This window comes from Frigidibacter oleivorans (assembly GCF_003993775.1).
GTDB lineage: Bacteria > Pseudomonadota > Alphaproteobacteria > Rhodobacterales > Rhodobacteraceae > Frigidibacter > Frigidibacter oleivorans.
Genome location: NZ_RJRZ01000003.1, coordinates 223272 through 249931, shown reverse-complemented (window position 1 = coordinate 249931; position 26660 = coordinate 223272). Strand labels below are relative to the sequence as shown.

Here is a 26660-nt window from a genome sequence, read left to right as displayed (position 1 = left end):
CATGCTTCTGTGCATCGACTGCGGCAACACCAACACCGTCTTCTCGATCTGGGATGGCCACCGCTTCCGCGACACATGGCGCATCGCCACCGATCACCGGCGCACGGCGGACGAATATTTCGTCTGGCTGTCCACGCTGATGAGCCTGAAGAAGATCGAGGCGGACATCACCGAGGTCATCATCTCCTCGACCGTGCCGCGCGTGGTCTTCAACCTGCGGGTGCTGTGCAACCGCTATTTCGACACGCGTCCGCTGGTGGTGGGGCGGCCCGACTGCGCCCTGCCGGTGGCGCCGCGGGTCGATCAGGGCACGACCGTCGGGCCGGACCGGCTGGTGAACACGGTGGCGGGCTTCGACCGGCATGGCGGCAACCTGATCGTGGTCGATTTCGGCACCGCCACCACCTTCGACGTGGTCGATACCGACGGCGCCTATATTGGCGGGGTGATCGCGCCGGGGGTGAATCTCAGCCTCGAGGCGCTGCACATGGCCGCCGCCGCCCTGCCGCACGTCGATGTGACCAAACCGCAATCGGCCATCGGCACGAATACGGTGGCCTGCATGCAGTCGGGCGTCTACTGGGGCTATATCGGCCTTGTGGAAGGGATCGTCCGGCAGATAAGGATCGAGCGCGAACAGCCGATGAAGGTCATCGCCACCGGCGGTCTCGCACCGCTTTTCGCCCAGGGCTTCGATCTGTTCGACCAGATCGAGGATGACCTGACGATGCACGGGCTGGTGCTGATCCACCGGTTCAACACCAGACTGGAGACCGCACCCGCATGACCGACCGGCTGATCTATCTTCCCCTTGGCGGCGCCGGCGAGATCGGCATGAACGCCTATGTCTATGGCTACGGCCCCGCGGGGAAGGAACGGCTGATCCTCGTCGACATGGGGGTGACCTTCCCCGACATGGATACGACGCCCGGCGTCGACCTGATCATGCCGGACCTGTCCTGGCTGGCGGCGCGGGCCGACCGGCTGGAGGCGATCTTCATCACCCATGCGCATGAGGATCACGTCGGCGCGCTCGGCCATCTGTGGCCGATGCTGAAGGCGCCGGTGCATTGCCGCCGCTTCACCGCCGCCATCGCCCGGCTGAAGCTGGAAGAGCGGAACCTGCCGACCGACATCCTGCATGTCCATGCCGCCCGCCCCGAAACGGTGGAGGCCGGCCCGTTCCGCGTGCAGTTCGTGCCGGTCAGCCATTCGATCCCGGAAAGCTCGGCACTGGTCATCGACACGCCGGCGGGGCGGATCGTCCACACGGGCGATTTCAAGCTGGACGGCACCCCGGTGGTGGGCGAGGCATTCGATCCGCAGCAATGGTACGACATCGCGCATGAACGCCCGGTGATGGCGATGATGTGCGATTCCACCAACATCTTCACCCCGCATCCCGGCCGGTCCGAGGCGGTGCTTGACGCGCCGCTGCGCCAGCTGATCGCCGATGCGCCGGGAATGGTCGTGGCCACCACCTTCGCCTCGAACATCGCGCGGCTGAAGACGCTGGCCGAGGCCGCCGAGGCCTCGGGCCGTTCGGTCTGCCTGCTGGGGCGGGCCATGAAGAAGATGATCACCGCCGCGGTGGAAACCGGGGTGCTGACCGATTTCCCGCATGCGGTGCCGCCCGAACAGGCGGTGGAGATCGGGCGCGAGAACCTGATGCTGATCGTCACCGGCAGTCAGGGCGAACGCCGTGCCGCCTCGGCGCAGCTGAGCCGGGGCAAGTATCTGGGGCTGGAACTGAAGGAGGGCGATACCTTCCTGTTCTCGTCCCGCACCATCCCCGGCAACGAGCGTGGCGTGATCCGCATCATGAACGCGCTGTCGGAAATGGGCGTCGACGTGGTGGACGATCGCGGCGGGCTCTATCACGTCTCGGGCCATGCCAACCGCCCGGATCTGGAGGCGGTGCACGACCTGATGCGCCCGGCGATGCTGATCCCGATGCATGGCGAACACCGCCACCTGCGCGAACATGCCAAGGTGGCGATGTCCAAGGGCATCGCCTCGGAGGTGATCGTCAACGGCAGCATGGTGGACCTGACCGGCACAGCCCCCCGGATCGTCGAATATGTCGAGACGGGCCGCACCTACCTTGACGGCGCGGTGCTGATCGGGGCGATGGACGGCGTGGTGCGCGACCGGCTGCGCATGGCGCTGAACGGGCATGTCATCGCCACCGTCATCATCGACGAAGACGACCTGCCGCTCGGCGATGCCTGGATCGAGGTGATGGGCCTGCCGGAAACCGGCCGCAGCGGCCGCAGCCTGATCGAGGTGCTGGAAGACGAGATGGCCGACTTCCTCGAACGCGTGGACCGCAAGACGGTGGGCAGCGACGAGAAGCTGGACGAGTCGATCCGCCGCATCCTGCGCCAGTCGGCGCTGGACGAGATCGGCCGCAAGCCCGAGGTCACGGTGATCATCAGCCGGCTGATGGCCGAGTGACGGGCCTGGCCGAGTGACGGGCCGCACCTGACGCGGCCCTCCTGCAGCTGATCCAAATATCCCGGGGGGTGCGGGGGGCTGGCCCCCCGCTGCGCGTTCGCCGTCCCGCGCGTGGCGGGGCCAGCCTCGGGACGATCAGGCCTCGCCGGGCTCGGTCTCGCTCGCCGCGCCGGGCCGCGCCGGGATGCGGAATTCGCGCAGGATGAAATCGGGCACGTGGTCGCCCATGCCCACCACCGCCGGTTCGTCCCGGCGGTCGCGATGCTGCGATCCCCGGCCTTCGCCGCGCGGCTCGGACCGCTGGTCGGTCCGGGGCGCGTCGCGGCGCGGCTCTGCCCGGGGCTCCGTGCGCGGGGCAGGGGCGGGCGCCGGGGCCTCGTCGCTGGCGGCGGCGGCGCGGGGCTGCGCCTCGCCCCGCGGCTCGGCGCTTCTGCGGTCGTCCCGCCCGCTGTCGCGGCCGCCGCGGCTGCGCGGGGACCGGCTCGACCCGCTGCGCGACGATGCGCGCGGCTCGTCCTCATCGCCCGCCGCACCCAGCACCACGCCCTCGGGCATCTCGACCCGGGGCAGGGGCGCCTTCACCAGCGCCTCGATCGCGGCGAGGTATTTCTCGTCGGCGGGGGTGGCGATGGTATAGGCCGTGCCCTTGCGCCCGGCCCGGCCGGTGCGGCCGATGCGGTGCACATAGTCCTCGGCATGCGAGGGCACGTCGAAGTTGAACACATGGCTGACCGCCGGGATGTCCAGCCCCCGCGCCGCCACGTCCGAGGCGACGAGGAAGCGGATGCTGCCGTCGCGGAACCCGTCCAGCGTGCGCATCCGCTGGCTCTGTTCCAGATCGCCGTGGATCGGCGCAGCGTTCAGCCCATGCGCCTTCAGCGATTTGGCGAGGATGTCCACCTCGGTCTTGCGGTTGCAGAACAGGATGGCGTTGGTGCAGGCCTCGCCCTCGGCGGCGATGATGGCGCGCAGCACCTCGCGCTTCTGCTTGGCGGCCATGTCCTTGCGGGTGGGGGTGAAGGTCACCAGCCGCTGGCTGATATTCTCGCCCGTCGTGGCCTGCCGCGCCACCTCGACCCGGGCGGGGGCGTGCAGGAAGGTGTTGGTGATGCGCTCGATCTCGGGCGCCATGGTGGCGCTGAAGAACAGCGTCTGCCGGGTGAAGGGCGTCAGCTGGAAGATGCGCTCGATATCGGGGATGAACCCCATGTCGAGCATCCGGTCGGCCTCGTCCACCACCATGATCTGCACGCCGGTCAGCAAGAGCTTGCCGCGCTCGAAATGGTCCAGCAGCCGGCCCGGCGTGGCGATCAGCACGTCCACGCCCCGGTCGATCAGCTTGTCCTGCTCGCCGAAGCTGACGCCGCCGATCAGCAGCGCCTTGGTCAGCTTCGTGTGCTTGGCATAGACGTCGAAATTCTCGGCCACCTGTGCGGCCAGTTCCCGCGTCGGCGCGAGGACGAGGCTGCGCGGCATCCGCGCCCGGGCCCGGCCCTTGCCCAGCAGGGTGATCATCGGCAGCGTGAAGCTGGCGGTCTTGCCGGTGCCCGTCTGGGCGATGCCCAGCACGTCCTTGCCCTCCAGCGCATGGGGAATGGCCTGCGCCTGGATCGGGGTCGGGGTCTCGTAGCCGGCCTCGGAAATGGCCTGCAAAACGCGTGGATCGAGCGCGAGATCGGAAAACTTGGTCATATGCGTCCTTGTGCGCGGCATCGGGCCGCGAGAGGGAAGGGCGCATGGCTCCGGCGCCCGGCGAGCGGTTCCCCCGGATGGGGCTGTCCGCGCGTTAGCCGAATTCCGCGCCGAGGTCAATGTGAACGGGCAAATCGGCGTGTCCGGCTGTCGCAAAGAGTTCAGGAAACTGATGCGGGGGCGTGACGCGGCTGTCGCATGGCTCGGGGAACGTGCCCGGCAGCCGCGCCCGCCGAGGGCCGCGCCAAACGCCATTCCCGACCGCCATTCCCTTCGGTCCCTGCCAGGAGCGTCCCATGACCCGTCCCCCGATCGCCCGCCGCCCCCTGATCCTTGCCGCGCTGACGCTGGCGGCCTCGCCGCTGGCCCTGTCGGCGGCGAAGGCGCAGGAGACGACCTTCCCCGCCACCCTGGCCGGCCATGCCGTGCTGCCGGCGCTGTCGCTGATCGCGCCGCCTGCCGATGCGCCGCAGGATGCCTGGATCTCGGGCAAGTTCACCGGCCCGGCCCGCAACGACCGGCCGATGACGGTGATGGGCGATACCGGCGCCAGCCACGGCAAGCGGGCCACCGGCCTGTCGCTGCCCTTCATCGGCCAGCCGCTGCAGGGGATGTCGGGCTTTTCCGCCGAGAAGGCCGAGGATGGCTCGATCTATGTCCTCACCGACAACGGCTTCGGGTCCAAGGGCAACAGCCCGGACGCGCTGCTGTTCTTCTCGCGCATGATGCCCGACTTCGACAGCGGCGCGATCGAGGTGCGCGAGACGGTGTTCCTGCACGACCCCGACCACAAGGTGCCCTTCCGCATCGCCTATGAGGGCAGCGCGGCGCGCTATCTGACCGGCGCCGATTTCGACCCGGAATCGATCCAGCTGGTCGAGGACGGCACGCTGTGGATCGGCGACGAGTTCGGCCCGTTCCTGATCAACGCCACCACCGACGGCCGCATCCTGCGCGTGGTGCCGACCATGGTCGACGGCCAGCAGCTGAAGGGCCCCGACACCCCCGGTGTCAGCGTCCCGGCGCAGCCCGGCAAGGATTTCCGCGCGCAGCGCTCGGGCGGCTACGAAGGCATGGGCCTGCAGCCCGGCGCGAACCTGCTGTGGGCGATGCTGGAAAAGCCCCTGCTGGGCGATGACGGCGCGCCGGCCGGCAACTTTCTGACGGTGCTGGCCTTCGATCCGGCGGCGGGCGAATGGACGGGCGACGGCTTCAAGTTCGCGCTGGCCGAGGGCGCGACCGCGATCGGCGATTTCAACTTCATCGACGAGACCCGCGCGCTGGTGATCGAGCGCGACAACGGCGAGGGCGACCCCTCGCTGAAATGCGCGGGCGATCCGGCCGCCGACTGCTTCCCTGCGCCGGCGATGCTGAAGCGGATCGTGCTGGTCGACACCGCCACCCGCGATGCCGAGGGCTTTGTCCGCCGCATCGGCCATATCGACCTGATGGACATCGCCGACCCCGAGGGGCTGAACCGGCTCGACACCGCGGCCAGCCGCGACCTGACCGGCAAGATGACCTTCCCCTTCTTCACCATCGAGGATGTGATGATGGTGGATGACAGCCACATCATCGTCGCCAATGACAACAACCTGCCCTTCTCCTCGGGCCGGCAGCTGGACGCGGCGGCGGATAACGAGATGATCCTGCTGTCGGTGCCCGAGATGCTGGCGGCCCGCTGACGCGCGATGCAACCCGGGCTGGTCCGCGGCGTTGGGCTGCGGGCCGAGCCGGCCCCGACCATACTGGCACAGGAGACGAGCGATGATCACCAAGAGCGGATCGGCCGAATGGACCGGCGGGCTGAAGGACGGCAAGGGCAGCATCTCGACCGAAAGCGGCGTGCTGGACTCGGCGCCCTACGGTTTCGCCAAGCGGTTCGGCGACGAGGCCGGCACCAACCCCGAGGAACTGATCGGCGCGGCCCATGCGGCCTGCTTCTCGATGGCGCTGTCGAACATCCTCGGCGGCGAGGGGATCACCCCCGACCGGATCGAGACCACCTCGAAGGTCAGCCTCGAACAGAAGGACGGCGGCTTCGCGATCACCAAGATCCATCTGGTGACGCAGATCGTGGCCGACGCGCCCGAGGACAAGCTGATGGAAAGCGCCGAGAAGGCCAAGGCCAACTGCCCGGTGTCGAAGGTGCTGGCCGGGGCCGAGATCACGATGGAGGCAACCGTCGGCTGACGGATCGTCCTGCGGGCGGGGGCCGCGGCCCCCGCCTTCCGCGTCAGAGCAGCCGCTGCACCGCCAGCACCACCGGCGGCACCGACAGCACGAAGCCGCCCGCCATCACCAGCCCGTCGCCGCTGGTCAGGCCCAGACCGAACAGCAGCACCGGCAGCGCCAGCAGGAAGGGCAGGCCGGGGATGAAGCCGAGCGCGACCATCATCGCCCCCGCCGCCATCAGCAGCACCGCCACCGCCGTCAGCACCGCCCGCGAGCGGGTCAGCACCGTCAGCCGCCGGCCAAGTCCGCGCCGCAGCCAGCGCACCACCGGCCAAGCCTTGTCGATGCTGCCGTCAAGCCGCTTCTTCGGAATGCCGATCCGCTGCAGCCAGCCGGGAATCCAGACCCCGCGCCGCCCGCGCAGCATCTGCAGCGCCGTCAGCCCGATCAGCCCCCCGATCAGCGCCGGAAAGCCGGGCAGCATCCCGACCGGCAGCAGCATCAGCGCCGACAGTGCCATCAGCAGCGGGCCATAGCCGCGCGATTCCAGCGCATGGACCAGCTCGCCCAGCGTGGTGTCGCCGTCCTCGACCAGCCCGGACAGGTCCTTCAGGATGCCCTGAAGCTCGTCCCCGTCCTGCGCCTGCCGGTCCTGCGCCTGCCGGTCTTTCCCTTGGCCGTCATCCATCGCCCGCTCCTTTCGCGCCCGGAAGGGGGACGCGGCCCGGGGCAGGGCGGTTCCGTGACAATCCGATGACGTCCCGGGGCGGCCGGTCAGACCATCATCTCTTTCGTCGCGGTCAGCTTCACGCCCGGATAGTCGCGGATCACCCGGTCGATGTCCCATTGCAGGCGGGTCAGGAAGACGATGTCGCCGTCATGGTCATGGGCGATGTGCTGCTTGTTCACCGCCACCAGCTTCTCGATCGCCGCCTTGTCGCCCGACACCCAGCGGGCCGAGGTAAATTGCGACGACTCGAAGCGGACGGGCAGCGAATATTCCTGCTCGATCCGGCTGGCCAGCACGTCGAATTGCAGCGCGCCCACTACCCCGACGATGAAGCCCGATCCGATGGCGGGCTTGAACACCTTGGCCGCGCCTTCCTCGGCGAATTGCATCAGCGCCTTTTCCAGATGCTTGGCCTTCATCGGATCGCCCGCCCGCACCGTCTGCAGCAGTTCCGGCGCAAAGCTGGGGATGCCGGTGAAGCGCAGCGCCTCGCCCTCGGTCAGCGCATCGCCGATGCGCAGCTGGCCGTGGTTGGGGATGCCGATGATGTCGCCGGCCCAGGCCTCTTCGGCCAGTTCCCGGTCGGCGGCGAGGAACAGGACAGGGTTCGACACCGCCATCGGTTTCTTCGACCGGACATGCAGCAGCTTCATCCCCCGCTCGAAATGCCCCGAGGCGAGCCGGACGAAGGCGACCCGGTCGCGGTGCTTGGGGTCCATGTTGGCCTGCACCTTGAAGACGAAGCCGGTGACGGGCTTTTCCTCGGCGGTGATCTGGCGTTCGGCGGCGCGCTGCGGCTGCGGTTCCGGCCCCATCTCGCCCATGCCGTCCATCAGTTCCTTCACCCCGAAGGAGTTGATGGCCGAGCCGAACCAGATCGGCGTCATATGCCCCTCGAGGAAGGACTTGCGGTCGAAGCGCGGCAGCAGCTCGCGCGCCATCTCCAGCTCTTCGCGCAGCTTCTCCAGCAGTTCGGCCGGCACATGCTCGGCCAGCTTCGGATCGTCCAGCCCGGTGATCTTGATCGATTCCGCCACCTTGTTGCGGTCGGCGCGGTCCATGATCTCCAGCCGGTCGTGCAGCAGGTCATAGGCGCCGACGAAATCGCGGCCCATGCCGATGGGCCAGCTGGCGGGCGCCACGTCGATGGCGAGGTTTTCCTGGATCTCGTCGATGATCTCGAAGGTGTCGCGGCTTTCCCGGTCCATCTTGTTGCAGAAGGTCAGGATCGGCAGGTCGCGCAGCCGGCACACCTCGAACAGCTTGCGGGTCTGGCTTTCCACGCCCTTGGCGCCGTCGATGACCATGATCGCCGCGTCCACCGCCGTCAGGGTGCGGTAGGTATCCTCGGAAAAGTCCGAGTGGCCGGGCGTGTCGACAAGGTTGAACCGCCAGTCGCGATATTCGAAGGACATGGCCGAGGCCGAGACCGAGATCCCCCGCTCCTGTTCCAGCTTCATGAAGTCGGACCGGGTGCGCCGCGCCTCGCCCTTGGCGCGGACCTGCCCCGCCATCTGGATCGCGCCGCCGAACAGCAGGAACTTCTCGGTCAGCGTGGTCTTGCCGGCGTCGGGATGCGAGATGATCGCAAAGGTCCGGCGGCGGGCGATTTCGGGCGGAAGGAGGGGGCGGTTGTCCAGCATGGCGGCGATATAGCCGGGCGCGGCGGCTGCGTCCACGCCCGCCGTCGCCCTTTCCCGGTTCAGCCGCCCCGGATCAGGCGCGCCGCCTCGGCCCCCGCCTCGCTGCCGTAATGCAGCCGCTGTTCCAGCCCCGGGAAGCGGCGGCGCACATCCTCGGCGATCTCGGCCGGCAGATGCGGCAGCGTCGCCTCGCTGACCTGCAGGCTTTCGCAGGGGATGCCCTCGGCATAGACGATCTCGTGCCGGTCGAAGACCAGCGTGTAGTAATCGACATAGCCGCCCTCGACCCGCCGGATCGCCGCCCCGTCGGCCAGCAGCATCGCCGGCACCAGCAGTTCCGCCGTCCCCGCCAGCCGCGGCCCCTGCCGCTGATACAGGAACAGCCGGTGATGCTGGCTGACCCGCAATTCGCCCAGGTTGCCCAGCGTCCCCGGCGCGATGGCCACGGGCGCATAGCGCCCCGCCGCCCGCTGCGTCACCCGGCCGATCCAGCGGATAGGCTGCGGGCCGCTGTCGCGGGTCAGCACCCGGTCGTCCGGGGCCAGATCCTCGACAGGGCACAGCGCGCCCGAGGCCAGCGCGATCCGGGTGCCGCCGGCGAAGCTGGCGCAGGCCATGTCCGACAGGCGCAGGTCGGCGGGCGGCGGCAGTGCCGACAGCAGTTCGTAATCGGTGCTGCGCGCCACCGGCGACAGCGGCAGGGCCAGCACCTCGCCGCTGTCCTCCAGCCGCAGGGTCAGCACCTCCACCGGCTCGGCCGAGGGCGCCATCAGCGTGGCCAGCCACAGGGGCGTCACCGCCTCGCCCGGCTGGCCGGCGAACGAGCCTTCGGCGATGCAGGGCGGCCCCCCCGCCGGCCCGGGCGGGGCGAGGAGCAGCCGGCGCGGATTGGCCGCATGGGCCAGGCGGTAGATGTCGCCCGGCTGCGCCTCGCCCGCCGCCTCCAGCCCGTCGCCCTGGTTGGCCCCGGCGACCACCCGGATGTCGCCCGCGGCGAAGACCTCGGCGGACAGGCCGGCCAGCGCGGCGAGGGGGGAGGAAGGGGTCATGGGCGGGCTCCGGTCTGGGCGGGCCCGGCGGCGCGCGCGCGCGCGCCCCGGGCTCTTGTGAAGGGGCAGGCGCGCGGGCATTGTGCCGCCCATGCGCCCGATGCGCCCCGGCCGGGATCAAACCCCGGCGCGGCGCGCGGGTCAACGCGGCTTGGTGCCGACGGGTCCGCGCAGTCGCGCGGCAGCAACGGGAGAGGCAATATGGATCTGGGCATCCGGGGGAAACGCGCGCTGGTGACGGCGGCGTCGAAGGGACTTGGCCGCGGCTGCGCCGAGGCGCTGGCCGATGCGGGGGTGGACCTCGTCATCAACGCGCGCGGGGCCGAGGCGCTGGAGGCCACGGCCGAGGCGCTGCGCGCCAAGGGCGTGCAGGTGACGACAGTGGCGGGCGACATCACCGAGGCCGGGACGCGGGCGAAGGTGCTGGAGGCGGCGGGCGCCGTCGACATCCTCGTGACCAATGCCGGCGGCCCGCCCCCCGGCACCTGGACGGACTGGAGCCGCGACGATTTCATCCGCGCGCTCGACGCCAACATGCTGACGCCCATCGCGCTGATGCAGGCGCTGGTGCCGGCGATGACGGACCGGGGCTGGGGCCGCGTCGTCAACATCACCTCGCAATCGGTCAAGGCGCCGATCCCGGTGCTGGGCCTGTCGAATGCGGCACGGACCGGGCTGACCGGCTTCGTCGCGGGCACCTCGCGGCAGGTGGCGAAACATGGCGTCACCATCAACAACATGCTGCCCGGCATCCATGACACCGACCGTGCCATCGCGCTCGATACCGGCGTGTCGAAGGCGGAAGGCATCGACATGGCCCGGGCCCGGGCGCAGCGCGAGGCGACGATCCCGGCGCAGCGCTATGGCACGCCGGCGGAATTCGGGGCGATGTGCGCCTTCCTCTGCTCGGTCCATGCGGGCTTCGTCGTGGGGCAGAACATCCTGCTCGACGGCGGCGCGACCGTCGCCACGATCTGATCCGTGGCGGTGCTGCGCTATCTCAGCCATCCGCAGGTCGCCATCGACCCGGCGGTGCCGGTGCCCGACTGGGGGCTGAGCGAGACGGGCCGCGCCCGGGTCGCTGCGGCGGCGGCGCGGGGATGGCCCGCTGGCACCGCCCGCATCCTCGCCAGCGCCGAGCGCAAGGCGCAGGAGACGGCGGCGATCCTGGCCGCCGCGCTCGGCCTGCCGGTCGAGACCTGCCCCGAAATGGGCGAGATCGACCGGTCCGCCACCGGCTATGTCCCCCATGACCGGCACGAGGAACTGGCCGATCTGTGCTTCGCCGCGCCCGAGGCCAGCGCCGCGGGCTGGGAGCGGGCGGTCGACGCGCAGGCGCGGATCGTCGCGGCGGCGGCACCGCTGCTGGCCTCGGAGGGCGATGTGCTGCTGGTCGGGCATGGCGGGGTTGGCACGCTGCTGTGGTGTCACCTGGCCGGACGGCCGATCGCCCGGGCCGAGGATCAGGGGCCGGGCGGCGGGCAGGTCTGGACGGCGGCGCTGCCCGGCGGCGCGCCGCGGCAGCCCTGGCATCCGATGGAGGCGGCGACGTGACGCGGCCCCGCGCGACCCGGCGGGCCGCCATTGCGGCCGGTCGCCCGCTTGTCGGGCCGCGCCCCGGCTGCTAAGCGCCGGCAACCGCCTGCAGCAGCCCGAAGACCCGCCCGTGCCCCCCAGCCCCGATCCCGCGCCCCCGAGGCTTCAGGTCAGCGGCCTGACCCGCCGCTTCGGCGGCCGCGCGGTGGTCGAGGATGTGTCGCTGACGGTGGCGGCGGGGCAGGTGACCTGCCTTCTGGGCCAGTCGGGCTGCGGCAAGTCCACCACGCTGCGGCTGATCGCCGGGGTGGACACGCCCGATGCGGGCGAGATCCGGGTGGACGGGCGCGCGGTCTGCGGCCCGGACGGCGTGCTGCCGCCCGAGGCGCGGGGCATCGGGCTGATGTTCCAGGACTTCGCGCTGTTCCCGCATCTGTCGGTGGCGGGCAATGTCGGCTTCGGCCTGACGGGGCCGCGCGCGGCGATCCGGGCGCGGGTGGCGGAACTGCTGGCGCGCGTGGGCCTCACCCGCCATATCGACATGTTCCCGCACGAATTGTCGGGGGGCGAGCAGCAGCGGGTGGCGCTGGTCCGGGCGCTGGCGCCGCGGCCGCGGGTGATGCTGATGGACGAGCCGTTCTCGGGCCTCGACGAACGGCTGCGCGACGGCATCCGCGACGAGACGCTGGCGCTGCTGAAGGAGGAAGGCACCGCCGTGGTTCTGGTCACCCATGAACCGCATGAGGCGATGCGCATGGCCGACGAGATCGCGCTGATGCGCGGCGGCCGGATCGTGCAGCAGGGCGCGCCCTACAACATCTACAACGCGCCGGTGGACAAGGCGGCGGCGGGGTTCTTTTCCGACATCAACGTCATCGGCGGGCGGGTGCGGGGCGCGCTGACCGACACGCCCTTCGGCCAGTTCCTGACGCCGGGCCTGCCCGACGGTACCCATGTCGACATCGTTATCCGGCCGCAGCACCTGAAGATCGACTTCGACCGCAACGGCCACGGTCCCAGCCCCACGGCGCAGGACGGCACCGCCGCGCGCGGCGTGGTGGAACGCGCCCGCTTCCTCGGCCGCGAAAGCCTTGTGGAGTTCCGGCTGGAACAGGGCGGGCTGCGGCTGACAGCCAGCGTGCCCAACGTGTTCCTGCCGCGCCCGGGCACGCCGATGTGGCTGATGCTGCGGCGCGACCGCTGCCTCGTCTTCCCGGCGCAGGGCTGAGGGCGGAAAGGGAGGGGGCGCTGCCCCCTCCTGGCCGTGCCGGCCAGTTCACCCCCGGGATATCTGGGTCAGCTGCAGGGGCAGGCCCCGGCTCGGGCGCGGGTCAGGCTCGGGTCAGGCCCGGGTCAGGCGCCGTAGGGCAGCCACACCGTCTTGACCTCGGTCGCGCGGGTCAGGAAATCGCGGCCCTGTCCCGCCGGGCCGGTCCAGTCGCGCGCCGCCCCGTCCTCGACCCAGGTCCGCTTCAGGTTGCCGGCGCTCGCCGCCTCGACCATCGCGGCACCCTGGGCGGTGCCCGCGTACCAGACCGCGTCCACGTCGTCATGGTCGGCCAAGACGCGGGCCAACGCGTCGCGCTCGCCGGTGACGATGTTGACGACGCCGCCCGGCAGGTCCGAGGTGTCGAACACCTGATAGAGGTCGGTCGCGGCCAGGGGCTGCGTCTGCGAGGGGATCGCCACCACCCGGTTGCCGGCGGCGATGGCGGGCAGCACCAGCGAGACGAAGCCCGCGAGCGGCGCCGCCAGCGGGCAGGCGATGCCGATGACGCCCACCGGCTCGGCCCGGGTGATCGCGGTCAGGCCCGGCCCGATCTGCCGCGCCGCGCCGTCGATCCGGTCGGCCTGCGCCGCATACCAGACGATGCGGCGCAGCGCGCAGTCGACCTCGGCCCGCGCGGCGCCGGCGTTCGCGCCCATGGCGCGCAGGCGGTCGGCGAATTCCGCGGCCCGGGCCGAGAGGTTTTCGGCGAGGTAATAGAGCACCTGCGCCCGCGCATGGCCGCTGCTGTTCGACCAGCCTTCGGCCTTGCGCGCGGCCTCGACGGCGTTGCGGATGTCCTTGCGGCCGCCCAGGGGGGCGAGGCCCGCCGCGCCCTTGCCGCCCGACCCCTGCTCGGCGGCGACCGGATAGCTGTGCCCGCCATCGGGCCGCGCCTGCTTGCCGCTGATATAGAGCTTGGCGGTGCGGTCCAGCGTGCCGGGCACTATCTCGGCGGCGGGCAGGGCCTGCGGGGCGGGGGGCAGGGCTTCGCCCTTCCGCGCCCTGGCGGCCGGGGGCGCCAGATAGGCCGCCATCCCCTCGCGCCCGCCCTCGCGGCCGAAGCCGCTGTCGCGCATGCCGCCGAAGGGGGCGGCGGCATCGAAGAGATTGGCGCAGTTCACCCAGACCACCCCCGCCCGGATCCGCGCCGCAAGGTCGAGCGCCACCGTCAGGCTTTCCGACCAGATCGAGGCGGCGAGCCCGTAGCGGGTGGCATTGGCCAGCGCCACCGCATCCTCGGGGGTGCGGAAGGGCGTCAGCGTGACGACGGGGCCGAAGATTTCCTCGGTCGCCAGCACCGAGGCCGGCTCCACCCCCGTGGCCAGCGTCGGCGGGTAGAAGCAGCCCTCGGCCGGCGCGCTGCCCCGGTGCAGCACCGCGCCCTCGGCCTCGCCCCGGTCCACCAGCGCGCGGATCCGGTCCAGCTGCACCGGATGGACGATGGCGCCGATATCGGTGGACTTGTCCAGCGGGTCGCCGGTGCGCAGCTTGCCCATCCGCGCGCGCAGCAGCGCCTCGAACCGCGGCGCCACCGCCTCGGCCACGAGGATGCGCGATCCGGCGCAGCAGACCTCGCCCTGGTTGAACCAGATGGACTCGACCACGCCCTCGACCGCGGCGTCGAGATCGGCATCCGCCATCACCACGAAGGGCGACTTGCCGCCCAGTTCCAGCGTCAGCGCCTTGCCGGTGCCGGCGGTCTGGCGGCGGATCAGCCGGCCGACCTCGGTCGAGCCGGTGAAGGCCACCTTGTCGATGCCGGGATGGCCGGTCAGCGCGGCGCCCGTCGTCCCGTCGCCGGTGACGATGTTCAGCACCCCCTTCGGCAGCCCCGCCTCGCGCGCGATCTCGGCGAAGGCGAGGGCGGAAAGCGGCGTCCATTCGGCGGGTTTCAGCACCACGGTATTGCCCGCCGCCAACGCGGGCGCGACCTTCCAGGCCAGCATCAGCAGCGGGAAGTTCCACGGGATCACCTGACCGCAGACCCCGTGCGGCGCCTGGCCGGGGAAATCGTCGGCCAGCGTCGCGGCCCAGCCGGCATGGTGGTAGAAATGCCGGATCGCCAGCGGCAGGTCGATGTCGCGCGCCTCGCGGATCGGCTTCCCGCTGTCGAGCACCTCCAGCACCGCCAGCAGCCGGGCATGCTGCTGCAGATGCCGGGCCAGCGCATAGAGATGGCGCGCGCGGTCATGCCCGTCCAGCGCCGCCCATTTCGGCTGCGCCGTTCGCGCGGCCTTCACCGCGCGCTCCACATCCGCCTCGGTCCCCTGGCTGACCCGCGCCAGTTCCGCGCCTGTGGCGGGATCGGTGACGGGCAAGGTCTCGCCCGGCGGCAGGAAGGCGCCGTCGATGAAATGCCCGAAGCCCCGCGCATGGCGGGCGAGCCATCCCCGCGCCACCGAGGCATCCTCGGGCGAGGGGCCATAGTCGAAGGTCGTCAGAATCTCGGCGATCCGGGTCATCGCATCCTCCTCAGGCCAGGGCCTGCCGCGAGGCGGCGGCATAGCGTCCGGTGACATGGTGGTCGAGCTGCCGTTCGATGTCGGACAGCAGGGACGAGGCCCCGATGCGGAAAAGGTCGGGGCGCAACCAGTCGCGGCCCAGTTCCTCCATCATCAGCACCTGCCAGTTCAGCGCGTCCTTTGCCGTGCGCAGCCCGCCCGCCGGCTTGAACCCCACCCGGTGGCCGGTGGCCGCGCCATAGTCGCGCAGCGCCCGCAGCATGGTCAGGCTGACGGGCAGGGTCGCGTTTACCCCCTCCTTGCCGGTCGAGGTCTTGATGAAATCCGACCCGGCCTGCATCGCCACCATCGAGGCCGCATAGACGTTGTCGAGCGTCTGCAACTCGCCGGTGGCGAGGATCGCCTTCATATGCGCGGGTCCGCAGGCCTCGCGCATTGCCGCCACCTCGTCATGCAGGGCCTGCCAGTTCGCGGTCAGCACATGTTCGCGGGTGATGACGATGTCGATTTCCGCCGCACCCTCGGCCACGGCCCAGCGGATTTCCTGCAGCCGCAGGGGCAGGGGCATCAGCCCGGCCGGGAAGCCGGTGGCGACCGAGGCGACGGGGATGCCGCTGCCCTCGAGCGCGGCCACCGCATGGGGCACCATCGTCGGGTAGACGCAGACCGCGCCGGTGGTCAGCTCTGCCAGGTCCAGCGCCTGCAACAGGTGCGGCGCGAGGGGGCGGCGTGCCTTGGCGCAGAGCCGGCGCACCCGCTGGGCGGTGTCGTCGCCCGCCAGCGTGGTCAGGTCGATGCAGCGGATCGCGTTGACGAGCCAGGCCGCCTGATGGTCCTTCTTCAGGCTGCGCCGTGCGGTCAGGCTGGCGGCGCGGCGTTCGGCGGCGGGCCGGTTGACGCGGTGGCCCTCGAACATCTCGACGCGCAGGCCGGTGCCGGGATTGCGCGGGTCGTTCGTGCCGTGGCCCGTCGCGGTCGCGGAACCGGGCGCGTTCGGATCGGACGGTGCGGTGGTCATGGCAGGCTCCAGAGCGGCCGGATCGGTTGTACCAGTGGTGACGGATCGGCGGGCGAAGGTCCACAGCCGGATGCGGCTGACGCTGCGCGCGAGGGGGCGGACGGTGATGCGCAAAAAATCCCCGGTGGCCCGGGAACCGGAACCCCTTCCGCGCGTTCGGCGCCAACTGGCTGTCCATTCGGATGTCTTCCCTTGGGGGCCTGGTGCGATCAGGGACAAGATGTTGTCGTCACCCTTTGCCGGCCTGACAGGGCAAGCCACCCTCCGATCCGCCCTGCCGGGGGCGGCGACCGTGGCGGCATGGCAGGGGTGGGGGGCCGCGCGCCGGACGGGCCGCGCGGGCTTGCGCCGGACCGCCGCCTGCGGCAGGACAGGGATCGCGCTGCCCGCCCTTGCGCGCAGAACATCCGGTGCCCGTCCCCCGTTCCCCCCGAAGACCCAGAAAGCGGAAAGCCCCAAGTGACCGAGTCCCGCGCCGCCGATTCCCGCGCCCTCCTGCTGCATGTGCTGATCGCCGTCCTGACGGTGGCGGTCTTCGCGGTCGACCTGATGATGCCGCTCGGCTCGGCGGTGTGGATCATCTACCTGCTGCCGGTGGTCGCGGCCTATCTGTCGCCGCGCCCCTCGGTCCCGGTCCTGGCGGCGGCGGTGGCGATCCTCGGCATCGGCGTGGGCTTCTTCCTGGACGAGGTCGCGGTGATCGGGCCGCGCGTTGCGCTCAGCAACCGGATCATGGGCGGGCTGATCATCGGCATCCTCGGCACTGCCGGCTATTTCTTCGTGCAGAACCGGGTGCGGCTGGACCGGTCGGACTGGCTGCAGCAGTCGCAGGTGGCGCTGTCGCGCGCGGTCGAGGGCGAGATCGACCTGCCGGAACTGGGCGACCGCATGCTGGCCATGCTGGCGCCCCGGCTGGGGGCGCGGGCCGCCGTCGCCTATGCGCGCGACCGCGACAGCTATCGCCGGATCGCGACCTACGGGCTGGCCGAGGGCGCGCAGGTGCCGGACCGCTTTGCCGCGGGCGGCAGCCATCTGTGGCGCGCCGTGGCCGAGAACCGCGTGATCGCGATGGACAGCCTGCCCGACACCGCGCTGCCCTACGGGTCGGCGCTGGTGCGCGGAGCGGCGGCGCAGACGGTGATTGTGCCGCTGCGCGAGGACGGGCGGGTGAACGGCGTGCTGGAATTCGGGCTGGACGGCGCGCCGGACCCGGACCTGCACCTGCCGCTTCTCGACCGGATCGCGGACCCGGCGGGGGTGGCGATCCGCTCGGCCGTCTACCGGGCGCGGGTGCGCGAACTGCTGGAGGAAACCCGCCGCCAGGCCGAGGAACTGCGCAGCCATACCGAGGAACTCGCCGCCTCGAACGAAGAGCTGGAGGAACAGACCCGCGCGCTGCAGGACAGCCAGGCCCGGCTGGAACAGCAGCAGGCGGAACTGGAAGAGCAGAACGCCCAGCTGGAATCGCAGGCGCAGGAGATGGAAAGCCAGCGCGACGAACTGGCCCGGTCGCAGAAACTGCTGGAAGACCAGGCCGCCGCGCTGGCCCGGGAAAGCCGCTACAAGTCGGAATTCGTGGCGAACATGTCCCACGAGCTGCGCACGCCCCTGAACGCGCTGCTGATCATGGCGCGGCTCCTGTCCGACAACCGCGCCGGCAACCTGACCGAGGAACAGCTGAAATGGACCGCCACGATCGAAAGCTCGGGGCAGGACCTGCTGGTGCTGATCAACGACATCCTCGATCTGGCCAAGGTCGAGGCCGGCAAGCTGGACATGAGCCCGGAACGGGTGCTGCCGGGAACGGTGGCCGACAAGCTGGTCCGCGCCTTCACCCCGCAGGCCCAGGCCAAGCGGCTGGTGCTGCGGGTCGAGGCGGAAGAGGGCCTGCCGCCCTTCGTCACCGATCCGGCGCGGCTGGAACAGGTGCTGCGCAACTTCCTGTCGAACGCGCTGAAATTCACCGAACGCGGCGAGGTCGTGCTGGGCGTGAAGCGCGGCGATGGCGGGCTGGTCTTTTCGGTCCGCGACACCGGCATCGGCATCGCGCAATCGGAACAGGACGCGGTGTTCGAGGCCTTCCGGCAGGCCGACGGCACCATCAGCCGCCGCTATGGCGGCACCGGGCTGGGGCTGTCGATCTCGCGCGAGCTGGCGGGTCTGCTGGGCGGGCGGATCACGCTGCAAAGCGCCGAGGGCGTGGGCAGCACCTTAGCGCTGCATCTGCCGATGGAGATGCCGCAGCAGGCCGCGTCGCGCCCGGCCCCGCAGCGCACCCTGCCGCCGCAGCCGCTGCGCCGCATCCCGGCCGAGGCGAAGGAGCGGACCCTGCCGCCGGTGCCGGCGGGCGCGGACGATCCCGCGGCGCTGTCGGGTCTGGCGGGCGTGGAGGACGACCGCGGCAGGCTGAACCCGGACGCGCGGCTGATCCTGGTGGTCGAGGACGATCCCGCCTTCGCGCGGGTGCTGGTGGACCTGACCCATGACCTCGGCTTCCAGTGCATCGTCTGCGGCACGGCGGAGGGTGGCATCGCCGCCGCCCGCCAGCATCTGCCGCATGCGATCGTGCTGGACGTGGGCCTGCCCGACCATTCGGGGCTGACCGTGCTCGACCGGCTGAAGCGCGACGTGTCCACCCGCCACATCCCGGTGCACATGGTCTCGGCCGAGGATTACACCAAGCAGGCGCTGGAACAGGGCGCGCTCAGCTATCTGCTGAAGCCGGTGAAGCGCGAGGAACTGATGCAGGCGCTGGAACGGCTGGAGGACCGGCTGGCCCAGCGGATGCGCCGGGTGCTGATCGTCGAGGACGATCCGGCGCAGCTGGACGGGCTGAAGGCGCTGCTCGGCAGCAAGGTCGTGGAAACGGTGGGCGCCGCCACCGCTGGCGAGGGGCTGGCGGTGCTGCGCCGGGGCGGGGTGGACTGCCTCGTGCTGGACATGACGCTGCCCGACGCCTCGGGCTTCGACCTGCTGTCGGCGCTGGACGAGGACGAGACCATCTCGTTCCCGCCGGTGATCGTCTATACCGCCCGGGCGCTGGACGAGGCCGAGGAGCTGCGCCTGCGCCGCTATTCCAAGTCGATCATCATCAAGGGCGCGAAATCCCCCGAACGGCTGATCGACGAGGTGACGCTGTTCCTGCACCAGATGGTCAGCGACCTGCCGGAACAGCAGCAGCGGCTGCTGGCCGCCTCGCTGAACCGCGACGCGATGCTGGAGGGGCGGCGCATCCTTGCGGTCGAGGACGACATCCGCAACATCTATGCCCTGACCGGGGTGTTCGAGCCGCATGGCGCCACCGTCCAGATCGCCCGCAACGGGCGCGAGGCGCTGGAGGTGCTGGGCCGCGTGGCGGACGGGGCCTCGCCAGGGATCGACCTGGTGCTGATGGACGTGATGATGCCGGAAATGGACGGGCTGACCGCAACCCGCGAGATCCGCAGGCAGGAGCGGTGGAAGAACCTGCCCATCATCATGCTGACCGCCAAGGCGATGGCCGACGACCAGGCCACCTGTCTTGCCGCCGGGGCGAACGATTACCTGGCGAAGCCGCTCGACGTCGACAAGCTGCTGTCGCTGGCGCGGGTGTGGATGCCGCGATGAAGGACAGCCTGCCCGCCAGCAGCCCCGAGGCCATCGAACTCGACCTGTTCGTCGAGGCGTTGCACCGCCGCTATCACTACGATTTCCGCGCCTATTCGCGCGGGTCGCTGCTGCGCCGGGCGCATCTGGCCTGCGAGCGGCTGGGCTGCGAGACGCTGTCGGCGCTGCAGGCGCGGGTGCTGCGCGAGCCGGAGCTGATCCCGGCGGTGATCGACTGCCTGACGGTACAGGTCAGCGAGATGTTCCGAGACCCGGCCTATTTCCTCGCCCTGCGCCAGCAGGTGATCCCGCATCTGCGCACCTTCCCCTCGCTGAAGGTCTGGGTGGCGGGCTGCAGCGAGGGCGAGGAGCTGTATTCGCTGGCGATCCTGTTCCGGGAGGAAGGGCTGCTGGACCGCACGATGTTCTACGCGACGGAGATCAACCGCCGCGCGCTGGCCCGGGCCGAGGCCGGGGTCTATGACATCGACCGGCTGCCGCTGTTCACCGCCAACCACCAGAAGGCTGGCGCGCGCGGGTCGCTGGCCGATCACTACACCTCGGGCTATGGCGCGGCGGTGTTCGACCGGCAGCTGCGGGCGCGCACGGTCTTTGCCGAACACAGCCTCGCCACCGATCAGGTGTTTTCCGAGATGCACCTGATCTCGTGCCGCAACGTGCTGATCTATTTCGACCCGATGCTGCAGGACCGGGCCTTCGGCCTGTTCCGCGACGCGCTGGTGCGCGGGGGCTTCCTCGGGCTCGGCGCGCATGAGACGCTGCGCTTCTCGGCCCATGCCGAGGCCTTCGGCAGCTTCGCCGAGGATCAGCGCATCTGGCGCCGCAACGCCCTGGGTCAGAGAAAGGAGACCGACAGCCATGTCGCCTGAGCCGATCCGTTTCCTGCTGGTCGACGACCTCGAGGACAATCTGGTGGCGCTGGAGGCGCTGCTGCGGCGCGACGGGCTGGAGATGCATCGCGCGCGGTCGGGGGCCGAGGCGCTGGAACTGATGCTGGCCAACGACTATGCGCTGGCGCTGCTCGACGTGCAGATGCCGGGCATGGACGGCTATGAGCTGGCCGAGCTGATGCGCGGCACGGAACGGACGCGGAAGATCCCGATCATCTTCGTGACTGCCGCGGCGCATGACGACCGCAGGCTGTTCCGCGGCTATGAGGCCGGGGCGGTGGACTACATCTTCAAGCCGATCGACCCGATCATGCTGCGGTCGAAGGCCAAGGTCTTCTTCGAGCTCGGCCGGCAGGCGCAGGAGTTGCAGCGCCAGCGGGACGAGACGCGGGCCGTGTCGCAGAACCTCGCCGCCGCGCTGTCGCGGCTGCGGGCGCATCAGGACAACTCGCCGCTGGCCATCGTCGAGCTGAACGCGGATCTGGTGATCCGCGACTGGTCGAAGGGGGCGGAACGGATGTTCGGCCGCGCCGCCGCCGACATGCTGGGGCAAAGCGCCGAGGCCACGGGCTGGATCGCCGCCGAGGCGGCGGACCGCATCCGGGCGCTGGTGGCCCCCGCCGCGGGGACGCAGCCGCTGCGCGAGGCGCTGTCGCTGACCGCGCTGACCGGCGAGGGGCGGCCGGTCGATTGCGAATGCTACGGCTCGTTCCTGTCGGGGCAGGGCCTGTCCGGGCCGGGGGGCGACCTGTCGCTGAGCCTGCAGATGCTGGACGTGACCGAACGGCGCCGCGCCGAAGAGGTGCGCAACCTGCTGATCGGCGAGCTGAACCACCGGGTGAAGAACACGCTGGCCAATGTGCAGGCCATCGCCCGGCAGACGCTGCGCCGCACCAATGCGCCGGAACGGTTCGTCCCCACCTTTGCGGGGCGGCTGCAGGCGCTGGCGGGCGCGCATTCGATCCTCAGCGACGCGACCTGGCACGGGGCGGAACTGGCGCAGTTGGTGGCCGATCAGGTGCGGGTGGGCACGCTCGACGCGGACCGGCTGGACCTGTGCGGCCCCCGGGTGCGGCTGTCGCCGGAACATGCGCTGCGCATGGCGCTGACGCTGCACGAACTGGCGACCAATGCGGCGAAGTATGGGGCGCTGTCGGTGCCCTCGGGCCGGATCGCGCTGGACTGGACGGTGGAACCTTCCACCGGAGAGGTCGAGGCGCTGGATCTGGTCGTGCGCTGGCAGGAACGCGGCGGCCCCGCCGTGGTGCCGCCGGCGCAGACGGGCTTCGGCTCGACCCTGATCGGGGCGGGGGCGATGGGCGACGGCGCCGCGGCCGAGGCCGACTGGCAGCCGGGCGGCGTGATATGGACGATCCGGCTGCCGGTGGCGGCGGATGCGCTGCTCGACCCGCCGCGCGCGCAGGCACCGGCCCGTCCCGCCCCGCTCCGGCGGGCGGCCGAGACGACGCTGACACCGATCCCGCTGCCGCCGCCGGACGGCGCGCTGAACGGCCGCCGCCTGCTGGTGATCGAGGACGAGGCGCTGGTGGCGCTCGATCTGGTCGCGGAACTCGAGGAGGCGGGGGCCGAGGTGGTGGGGCAGGCGGCCAGCGTCCCCGAGGCGCTGGAACTGCTGCGCGAGATCGCGGCGGATGCGGCGCTGCTGGACGGCAATCTCGGCGGGCAGACGGTGGATGACGTGGCCGCCGAACTGGCCCGGCGCGGCATCCCGTTCTGCTTCGTCAGCGGTTATGGCCGCGAACATCTTCCGCAGGGATTCGCCGGTGTGCCGGTGGTGGAAAAGCCCTTCCGCGTCGATGCGCTGCTGCGCACGGTCGAGACGCTGTCGTCGGCCCTGCCGCCCGCCGCCCGGCCCGAACCCGCGCCGGAGCCCGAGTCAACGCCCCTGCCCGGACGCGTCGCCAGCGCCTGACACCGCAGCATCGCGGCGCAAGTCCCGTCCGCGCGGCATTTTCCGGCGCGGCCCCCGGCCGGTGGGCCTGCGGGCGTTCCGGGGCCGTGCCGGACCCTGACGCCGCGGGTCCGGCACGGCCGGGCGTATGTCATAAACCTGTTACTCTTCTGTCGCAAAAGCGTGGCCTCGTATCCCTAGACCGGGCGTCGAGGCGCCCGGGGGCCGTCCCGGTTTGCCCATGCAGATCATGCAGGAGATTGCAATGAAATCCGTGAAACTCACCGCTTCGGCGCTGGCGATCGCTGCCGTCGCCGCGACCGCCGCCTCGGCTCGCGACCAGGTCCAGTCGGCCGGCTCCTCGACCGTGCTGCCCTACGCCACCATCGTCGCCGAAGCCTTCGGCGAAAACTTCGACTTCCCGACCCCGGTCGTCGAATCGGGCGGTTCGGGCGCTGGCCGCAAGAAGCTGTGCGAAGGCGTGGGCGAGAACACCATCGACATCGCCAACTCCTCCTCGCGCATTTCGCAGTCGGACATCGATCTCTGCGCCCAGAACGGCGTGACCGAGATCATGGAAGTCCGCTTCGGCTATGACGGCATCGTCTTCGCCTCGGACATCGACGGCCCGTCCTTCGCCTTCACCCCCGCCGACTGGTTCCAGGCGCTGGCCGCCCAGGTCGTCGTCGACGGTCAGGTCGTGGCCAACCCGAACAGCAACTGGTCGGACGTGAACGCGGAACTGCCGGACCAGGAAATCCTGGCCTTCATCCCGGGCACCAAGCACGGCACCCGTGAAGTGTTCGACACCAAGGTTCTGGTCGCCGGCTGCGAAGAGTCGGGCGCCTACGAAGCCTTCGTGGCCGCCAACAACGGCGACGAGGATGCGGCGGAAGAGGCCTGCATGACCGTCCGCACCGACGGCGTGTCGGTCGACATCGACGGCGACTACACCGAAACGCTGGCCCGCATCGACGCGAACCCGAACGCCATCGGCGTGTTCGGCCTGTCGTTCTACCAGAACAACACCGACAAGCTGAAAGTCGCGACCATGAACGGCGTCGAGCCGTCGGTCGAAAGCGTTGCCTCGGGCGAATACCCGGTGTCGCGCCCGCTGTACTTCTACGTCAAGAAGGCCCATATCGGCGTGATCCCCGGCCTGCAGGAATACATCGACTTCTTCGTGTCGGACGACATGGCCGGCCCGGAAGGCCCGCTGGCCGCCTATGGCCTGGTTCCCGATCCGGAACTGGCCGCGACCCAGGAAATGGTCGCCAACGGCACCCCGATGGGTCCGCTGAACTGATCTGAGCCATCGACCGGGCGGCGCGCAGGCGCCGCCCGGTTCCCCTCCGGCGCCAGACATCGTTCGCCTCAGGAACCCCCCATGAGCCTCAGCCTTCTCCTTCTCGTCGTGCTCGCCATCGCGGCAGCCGGCTATGTCATCGGACGGCGCCGCGCCGTGTCCGCCTCGGGTGGTGACACGCGGGTGCTGCATTCGCGCCCCGGCTATGCCGGGATGTCCGTCTTCCTGTTCAGCGCCGTGCCGGCGCTGCTGCTGATCATGGTGTGGCTGCTGGCGCAGCCGATCATCGTGGATGGCCGTGCCTCCGCGCTGATCACCGACAACGACATTCCCGATGGCAGCTCGCGCGGGCTGGTGATGAGCGACGTCCGCCGCGTGGCCGACGGGCTCGACCTGCTCGTGGACAGCGGCCAGCTGGACGAGGATGCGGTGCGCACGATGCGCGCCGACCTGTCCGACGTGCGCGGCCGGATGGGCAACGTGGGCGTCGCGCTCGGCTCCAGCATCCGCCCCAGCGTCTTCGAGGCCGCCAAGGCCTATCGCAGCATGAACTCCGTCGGCCGGATCGGGATGAGCATCGTGGCCATCGCCGTCGCCGGCGCGGGCTTTGCCTTCGCGCTGCGCCGGATCGAACGCGAGTTCCGCGCCCGCAATGTCGTCGAACATTTCGTCAAGGCGCTGCTGATCCTCTGCTCGCTGGTCGCGGTGCTGACGACCTTCGGCATCATCGGCTCGCTGGTCTTCGAGACCATCCACTTCTTCCAGATGTATCCGGCCACCGAGTTCTTCTTCGGCACGGTCTGGAGCCCGCGCTTCGGCGGCGGGTCGGACCTGGGCATCCTGCCGCTGGTCTGGGGCACCTTCTACATCTCTATCGTCGCGCTGCTGGTGGCGGTGCCGATCGGGCTGCTGGCGGCGATCTACCTGTCGGAATACGCGACCAAGCGGGTGCGCGCCTTCGCCAAGCCGCTGATCGAGGTTCTGGCCGGCATCCCGACCATCGTCTACGGCCTCTTCGCGCTGATCACCGTGGGCCCGCTGCTGCGCGACTACTTCGCCCAGCCCCTCGGCATCGGCAACTCCTCGTCCTCGGTGATGACCGCGGGCATCGTCATGGGGATCATGATCATCCCCTTCGTGTCCTCGCTGTCGGACGACATCATCAACGCGGTGCCGCAATCGCTGCGTGACGGCTCGCTCGGCCTGGGCGCCACCCGGTCCGAGACCATCCGCCAGGTGGTGCTGCCCGCCGCCCTGCCGGGCGTCGTCGGCGCCATCCTGCTGGCCGCCAGCCGCGCCATCGGCGAGACGATGATCGTGGTGCTGGGGGCGGGGGCCGCGGCGAAGCTGTCGCTGAACCCCTTCGAGGCCATGACCACGGTGACTGTGAAGATCGTCAGCCAGCTGACCGGCGACACCGAATTCGCCAGCCCCGAGACGCTGGTGGCCTTTGCGCTGGGCCTGACGCTGTTCACGGTCACGCTCGCGCTCAACATCCTCGCGCTCTACATCGTGCGCAAATACCGGGAGCAGTACGAATGACCGACGCGACCGCCCCTGCCGCGGCTCCGGCGCCGCGCCCCGGCCACACCGCCGGCTCCCTGCTGACGCTCGACAAGCGCACCCGCGCCCGCAACGCCGCCGAGGCCCGCTTCCGCCTCTATGGCGCGATCGCGGTCGGCATCGCGCTGGTGGCGCTGGTCTGGCTGCTGATCTCGATCATGTCGGGCGGGCTCAGCGCCTTCCGCCAGACGATGATCACCATGCCGGTCTACCTGCCGGCCGAGGAACTGGACGAGGCCGGCAACCGCAACCCGGCCGAGATGTCGCGGGTCACGACGCTGGGCTATGCCCGGGTGCTGGACCAGGCGCTGATCGCGCTGATGGCCGAACAAGGCATCGCCATCGAGGGCCTGTCCGAGGACGACGCCTCCGACATCATCAGCCAGGAAGCGGCGGCGCAGCTGCGCAACCGCGTGCTGGCCAATCCCGACCTCGTCGGCACCACGGTCGAATCCGAGGTCCTGACCAACGGCCGGATCGACGGCTACTTCAAGGGCCGCGTGACGATGGCCAGCGCCGAGCTGGACAGCAACGTGACGCCCGAACAGCTGCGGCTGGCCGATGCGCTGCGGGCGAACGGCGTGCTGGAAAAGCGGATCAACTGGGCCTTCCTGACCATGCCCGACGCATCGGACCAGCGGCCCGAGGCCGCGGGCCTGGGCGTGGCGATCCTCGGGTCGCTCTACATGATGCTGGTGGTGCTGGTGCTGTCGGTGCCGATCGGCGTCGCCGCCTCGATCTACCTCGAGGAATTCGCGCCGAAGAACCGCTTCACCGACCTGATCGAGGTGAACATCGCCAACCTCGCCGCGGTGCCCTCCATCGTCTTCGGTATCCTCGGCCTGGCCATCTTCATCAACTTCGCCGGGCTGCCGCAATCGGCGCCGGTGGTGGGCGGCCTCGTGCTGACGCTGATGACGATCCCGACCATCATCATCGCCACCCGCGCCGCGCTGAAGGCGGTGCCGCCCTCCATCCGCGACGCGGCCCTCGGCGTCGGCGCCTCGAAGATGCAGTCGGTCTTCCACCATGTGCTGCCGCTGGCGATGCCGGGCATCCTGACCGGCACCATCATCGGCCTGGCGCAGGCGCTCGGCGAAACCGCGCCGCTGCTGCTGATCGGCATGGTCGCCTTCGTGCGGAACTATCCCTCGGCCCCGCCCGAGGGGATATTCGACCCTGCCTCGGCCCTGCCGGTGCAGGTCTACAACTGGACTCAGCGGGGCGATCCGGCCTTCGTCGAACGGGCATCGGGCGCGATCATCGTGCTGCTGGTGTTCCTGATCCTGATGAATGCCGTCGCCATCATCCTGCGCCGCCGCTTCGAGCGCCGCTGGTAACGGGGAACAAG

At 70.5% G+C, this 26660-nt stretch carries 19 protein-coding genes; 13 read left to right on the top strand and 6 right to left on the bottom strand.

Annotated features, from left to right (window positions below; all coding sequences use genetic code 11):
- Position 1: 1 nt before the first annotated feature.
- Both EEY80_RS06390 and EEY80_RS06385 read left to right on the top strand, forming a co-directional pair.
- Positions 2 to 787, top strand: a complete 786-nt coding sequence (locus tag EEY80_RS06390) for a type III pantothenate kinase (RefSeq protein WP_126975745.1) — start codon at positions 2 to 4, stop codon at positions 785 to 787.
- Entirely contained in the window at positions 784 to 2457 is a 1674-nt protein-coding gene (locus EEY80_RS06385; protein WP_126975744.1) for a ribonuclease J, read from the top strand. The genes EEY80_RS06390 and EEY80_RS06385 overlap by 4 nt, the downstream gene beginning before the upstream one ends.
- Positions 2458 to 2592: 135 nt before the next feature.
- Here EEY80_RS06385 and EEY80_RS06380 read toward each other — a convergent pair whose 3' ends face one another.
- Entirely contained in the window at positions 2593 to 4149 is a 1557-nt protein-coding gene (locus EEY80_RS06380; RefSeq protein WP_126975743.1) for a DEAD/DEAH box helicase, read from the bottom strand.
- 296 nt (positions 4150 to 4445) lie between these two features.
- Here EEY80_RS06380 and EEY80_RS06375 point away from each other — a divergent pair, with 296 nt between their 5' ends.
- Together EEY80_RS06375 and EEY80_RS06370 are read left to right on the top strand one after the other, a co-directional pair.
- Entirely contained in the window at positions 4446 to 5834 is a 1389-nt protein-coding gene (locus tag EEY80_RS06375; RefSeq protein WP_126975742.1) for an esterase-like activity of phytase family protein, read from the top strand.
- An 82-nt stretch (positions 5835 to 5916) separates the two neighbouring features.
- Positions 5917 to 6342 carry an OsmC family protein gene (locus EEY80_RS06370; protein WP_205749041.1) on the top strand — a complete coding sequence of 142 codons (426 nt, stop codon included), beginning with the start codon at positions 5917 to 5919 and terminating at the stop codon, positions 6340 to 6342.
- Positions 6343 to 6385: 43 nt separating this feature from the next.
- Here EEY80_RS06370 and EEY80_RS06365 read toward each other — a convergent pair whose 3' ends face one another.
- The 3 genes from EEY80_RS06365 to EEY80_RS06355 all read right to left on the bottom strand — a co-directional run bounded on the left by EEY80_RS06365 (position 6386) and on the right by EEY80_RS06355 (position 9746).
- Positions 6386 to 7012, bottom strand: coding sequence for an exopolysaccharide biosynthesis protein (locus tag EEY80_RS06365; protein ID WP_164738171.1), 627 nt, complete (start codon positions 7010 to 7012; stop codon positions 6386 to 6388).
- 86 nt (positions 7013 to 7098) lie between these two features.
- Positions 7099 to 8697, bottom strand: coding sequence for a peptide chain release factor 3 (locus EEY80_RS06360; RefSeq protein WP_126975867.1), 1599 nt, complete (start codon positions 8695 to 8697; stop codon positions 7099 to 7101).
- Between the two features lie 59 nt (positions 8698 to 8756).
- On the bottom strand, positions 8757 to 9746 hold the full coding sequence (locus EEY80_RS06355; RefSeq protein ID WP_126975740.1) for a Hint domain-containing protein: 990 nt from the start codon (positions 9744 to 9746) through the stop codon (positions 8757 to 8759).
- A gap of 201 nt (positions 9747 to 9947) precedes the next feature.
- Here EEY80_RS06355 and EEY80_RS06350 point away from each other — a divergent pair, with 201 nt between their 5' ends.
- The 3 genes from EEY80_RS06350 (at position 9948) to EEY80_RS06340 (ending at position 12510) form a co-directional block, all read left to right on the top strand.
- On the top strand, positions 9948 to 10724 hold the full coding sequence (locus EEY80_RS06350) for an SDR family NAD(P)-dependent oxidoreductase (protein ID WP_126975739.1): 777 nt from the start codon (positions 9948 to 9950) through the stop codon (positions 10722 to 10724).
- A gap of 3 nt (positions 10725 to 10727) precedes the next feature.
- On the top strand, positions 10728 to 11300 hold the full coding sequence (locus EEY80_RS06345) for a histidine phosphatase family protein (protein WP_126975738.1): 573 nt from the start codon (positions 10728 to 10730) through the stop codon (positions 11298 to 11300).
- Positions 11301 to 11412: 112 nt separating this feature from the next.
- Positions 11413 to 12510 (top strand): ABC transporter ATP-binding protein, encoded by a 1098-nt coding sequence (locus EEY80_RS06340; protein ID WP_205749040.1) that lies wholly within the window; start codon positions 11413 to 11415, stop codon positions 12508 to 12510.
- Positions 12511 to 12635: 125 nt separating this feature from the next.
- On the opposite strand, the gene EEY80_RS06335 is transcribed toward EEY80_RS06340, so the two are convergent.
- Together EEY80_RS06335 and deoC are read right to left on the bottom strand one after the other, a co-directional pair.
- A complete protein-coding gene (locus tag EEY80_RS06335; protein WP_126975736.1) occupies positions 12636 to 15014 on the bottom strand; it encodes an aldehyde dehydrogenase family protein in 2379 nt (792 codons plus the stop codon).
- 10 nt (positions 15015 to 15024) lie between these two features.
- Entirely contained in the window at positions 15025 to 15930 is a 906-nt protein-coding gene (gene deoC / locus EEY80_RS06330) for a deoxyribose-phosphate aldolase (RefSeq protein ID WP_235829735.1), read from the bottom strand.
- A 561-nt stretch (positions 15931 to 16491) separates the two neighbouring features.
- On the opposite strand from deoC, the gene EEY80_RS06325 reads away from it, so the two are divergent.
- The 6 genes from EEY80_RS06325 (at position 16492) to pstA (ending at position 26649) form a co-directional block, all read left to right on the top strand.
- Positions 16492 to 19638 (top strand): response regulator, encoded by a 3147-nt coding sequence (locus tag EEY80_RS06325; RefSeq protein WP_235829730.1) that lies wholly within the window; start codon positions 16492 to 16494, stop codon positions 19636 to 19638.
- Entirely contained in the window at positions 19635 to 20507 is an 873-nt protein-coding gene (locus EEY80_RS06320) for a CheR family methyltransferase (RefSeq protein ID WP_126975734.1), read from the top strand. The genes EEY80_RS06325 and EEY80_RS06320 overlap by 4 nt, the downstream gene beginning before the upstream one ends.
- On the top strand, positions 20497 to 22461 hold the full coding sequence (locus tag EEY80_RS06315) for a response regulator (protein WP_126975733.1): 1965 nt from the start codon (positions 20497 to 20499) through the stop codon (positions 22459 to 22461). The genes EEY80_RS06320 and EEY80_RS06315 overlap by 11 nt, the downstream gene beginning before the upstream one ends.
- A gap of 244 nt (positions 22462 to 22705) precedes the next feature.
- The gene (locus EEY80_RS06310; RefSeq protein ID WP_126975732.1) at positions 22706 to 23746 is read left to right on the top strand and encodes a PstS family phosphate ABC transporter substrate-binding protein; all 1041 of its coding nucleotides are present in this window, start codon (positions 22706 to 22708) and stop codon (positions 23744 to 23746) included.
- An 81-nt stretch (positions 23747 to 23827) separates the two neighbouring features.
- On the top strand, positions 23828 to 25288 hold the full coding sequence (gene pstC / locus EEY80_RS06305; RefSeq protein WP_126975731.1) for a phosphate ABC transporter permease subunit PstC: 1461 nt from the start codon (positions 23828 to 23830) through the stop codon (positions 25286 to 25288).
- Positions 25285 to 26649: a phosphate ABC transporter permease PstA gene (gene pstA, locus EEY80_RS06300; protein WP_126975730.1), complete on the top strand. Its 1365-nt coding sequence runs from the start codon at positions 25285 to 25287 to the stop codon at positions 26647 to 26649. The genes pstC and pstA overlap by 4 nt, the downstream gene beginning before the upstream one ends.
- The last annotated feature ends 11 nt before the right edge of the window (positions 26650 to 26660 follow it).

What these genes read in the sequence shown, in the direction of transcription:
- EEY80_RS06390 (WP_126975745.1), top strand. Translation starts at nt 2, where the DNA reads ATGCTTCTGTGCATCGACTGCGGCAACACCAACACCGTCTTCTCGATC.
- EEY80_RS06385 (WP_126975744.1), top strand. Translation starts at nt 784, where the DNA reads ATGACCGACCGGCTGATCTATCTTCCCCTTGGCGGCGCCGGCGAGATC.
- EEY80_RS06380 (WP_126975743.1), bottom strand. Translation starts at nt 4,149, where the DNA reads ATGACCAAGTTTTCCGATCTCGCGCTCGATCCACGCGTTTTGCAGGCC.
- EEY80_RS06375 (WP_126975742.1), top strand. Translation starts at nt 4,446, where the DNA reads ATGACCCGTCCCCCGATCGCCCGCCGCCCCCTGATCCTTGCCGCGCTG.
- EEY80_RS06370 (WP_205749041.1), top strand. Translation starts at nt 5,917, where the DNA reads ATGATCACCAAGAGCGGATCGGCCGAATGGACCGGCGGGCTGAAGGAC.
- EEY80_RS06365 (WP_164738171.1), bottom strand. Translation starts at nt 7,012, where the DNA reads ATGGATGACGGCCAAGGGAAAGACCGGCAGGCGCAGGACCGGCAGGCG.
- EEY80_RS06360 (WP_126975867.1), bottom strand. Translation starts at nt 8,697, where the DNA reads ATGCTGGACAACCGCCCCCTCCTTCCGCCCGAAATCGCCCGCCGCCGG.
- EEY80_RS06355 (WP_126975740.1), bottom strand. Translation starts at nt 9,746, where the DNA reads ATGACCCCTTCCTCCCCCCTCGCCGCGCTGGCCGGCCTGTCCGCCGAG.
- EEY80_RS06350 (WP_126975739.1), top strand. Translation starts at nt 9,948, where the DNA reads ATGGATCTGGGCATCCGGGGGAAACGCGCGCTGGTGACGGCGGCGTCG.
- EEY80_RS06335 (WP_126975736.1), bottom strand. Translation starts at nt 15,014, where the DNA reads ATGACCCGGATCGCCGAGATTCTGACGACCTTCGACTATGGCCCCTCG.
- deoC (WP_235829735.1), bottom strand. Translation starts at nt 15,930, where the DNA reads ATGTTCGAGGGCCACCGCGTCAACCGGCCCGCCGCCGAACGCCGCGCC.
- EEY80_RS06320 (WP_126975734.1), top strand. Translation starts at nt 19,635, where the DNA reads ATGAAGGACAGCCTGCCCGCCAGCAGCCCCGAGGCCATCGAACTCGAC.
- EEY80_RS06315 (WP_126975733.1), top strand. Translation starts at nt 20,497, where the DNA reads ATGTCGCCTGAGCCGATCCGTTTCCTGCTGGTCGACGACCTCGAGGAC.
- EEY80_RS06310 (WP_126975732.1), top strand. Translation starts at nt 22,706, where the DNA reads ATGAAATCCGTGAAACTCACCGCTTCGGCGCTGGCGATCGCTGCCGTC.
- pstC (WP_126975731.1), top strand. Translation starts at nt 23,828, where the DNA reads ATGAGCCTCAGCCTTCTCCTTCTCGTCGTGCTCGCCATCGCGGCAGCC.
- pstA (WP_126975730.1), top strand. Translation starts at nt 25,285, where the DNA reads ATGACCGACGCGACCGCCCCTGCCGCGGCTCCGGCGCCGCGCCCCGGC.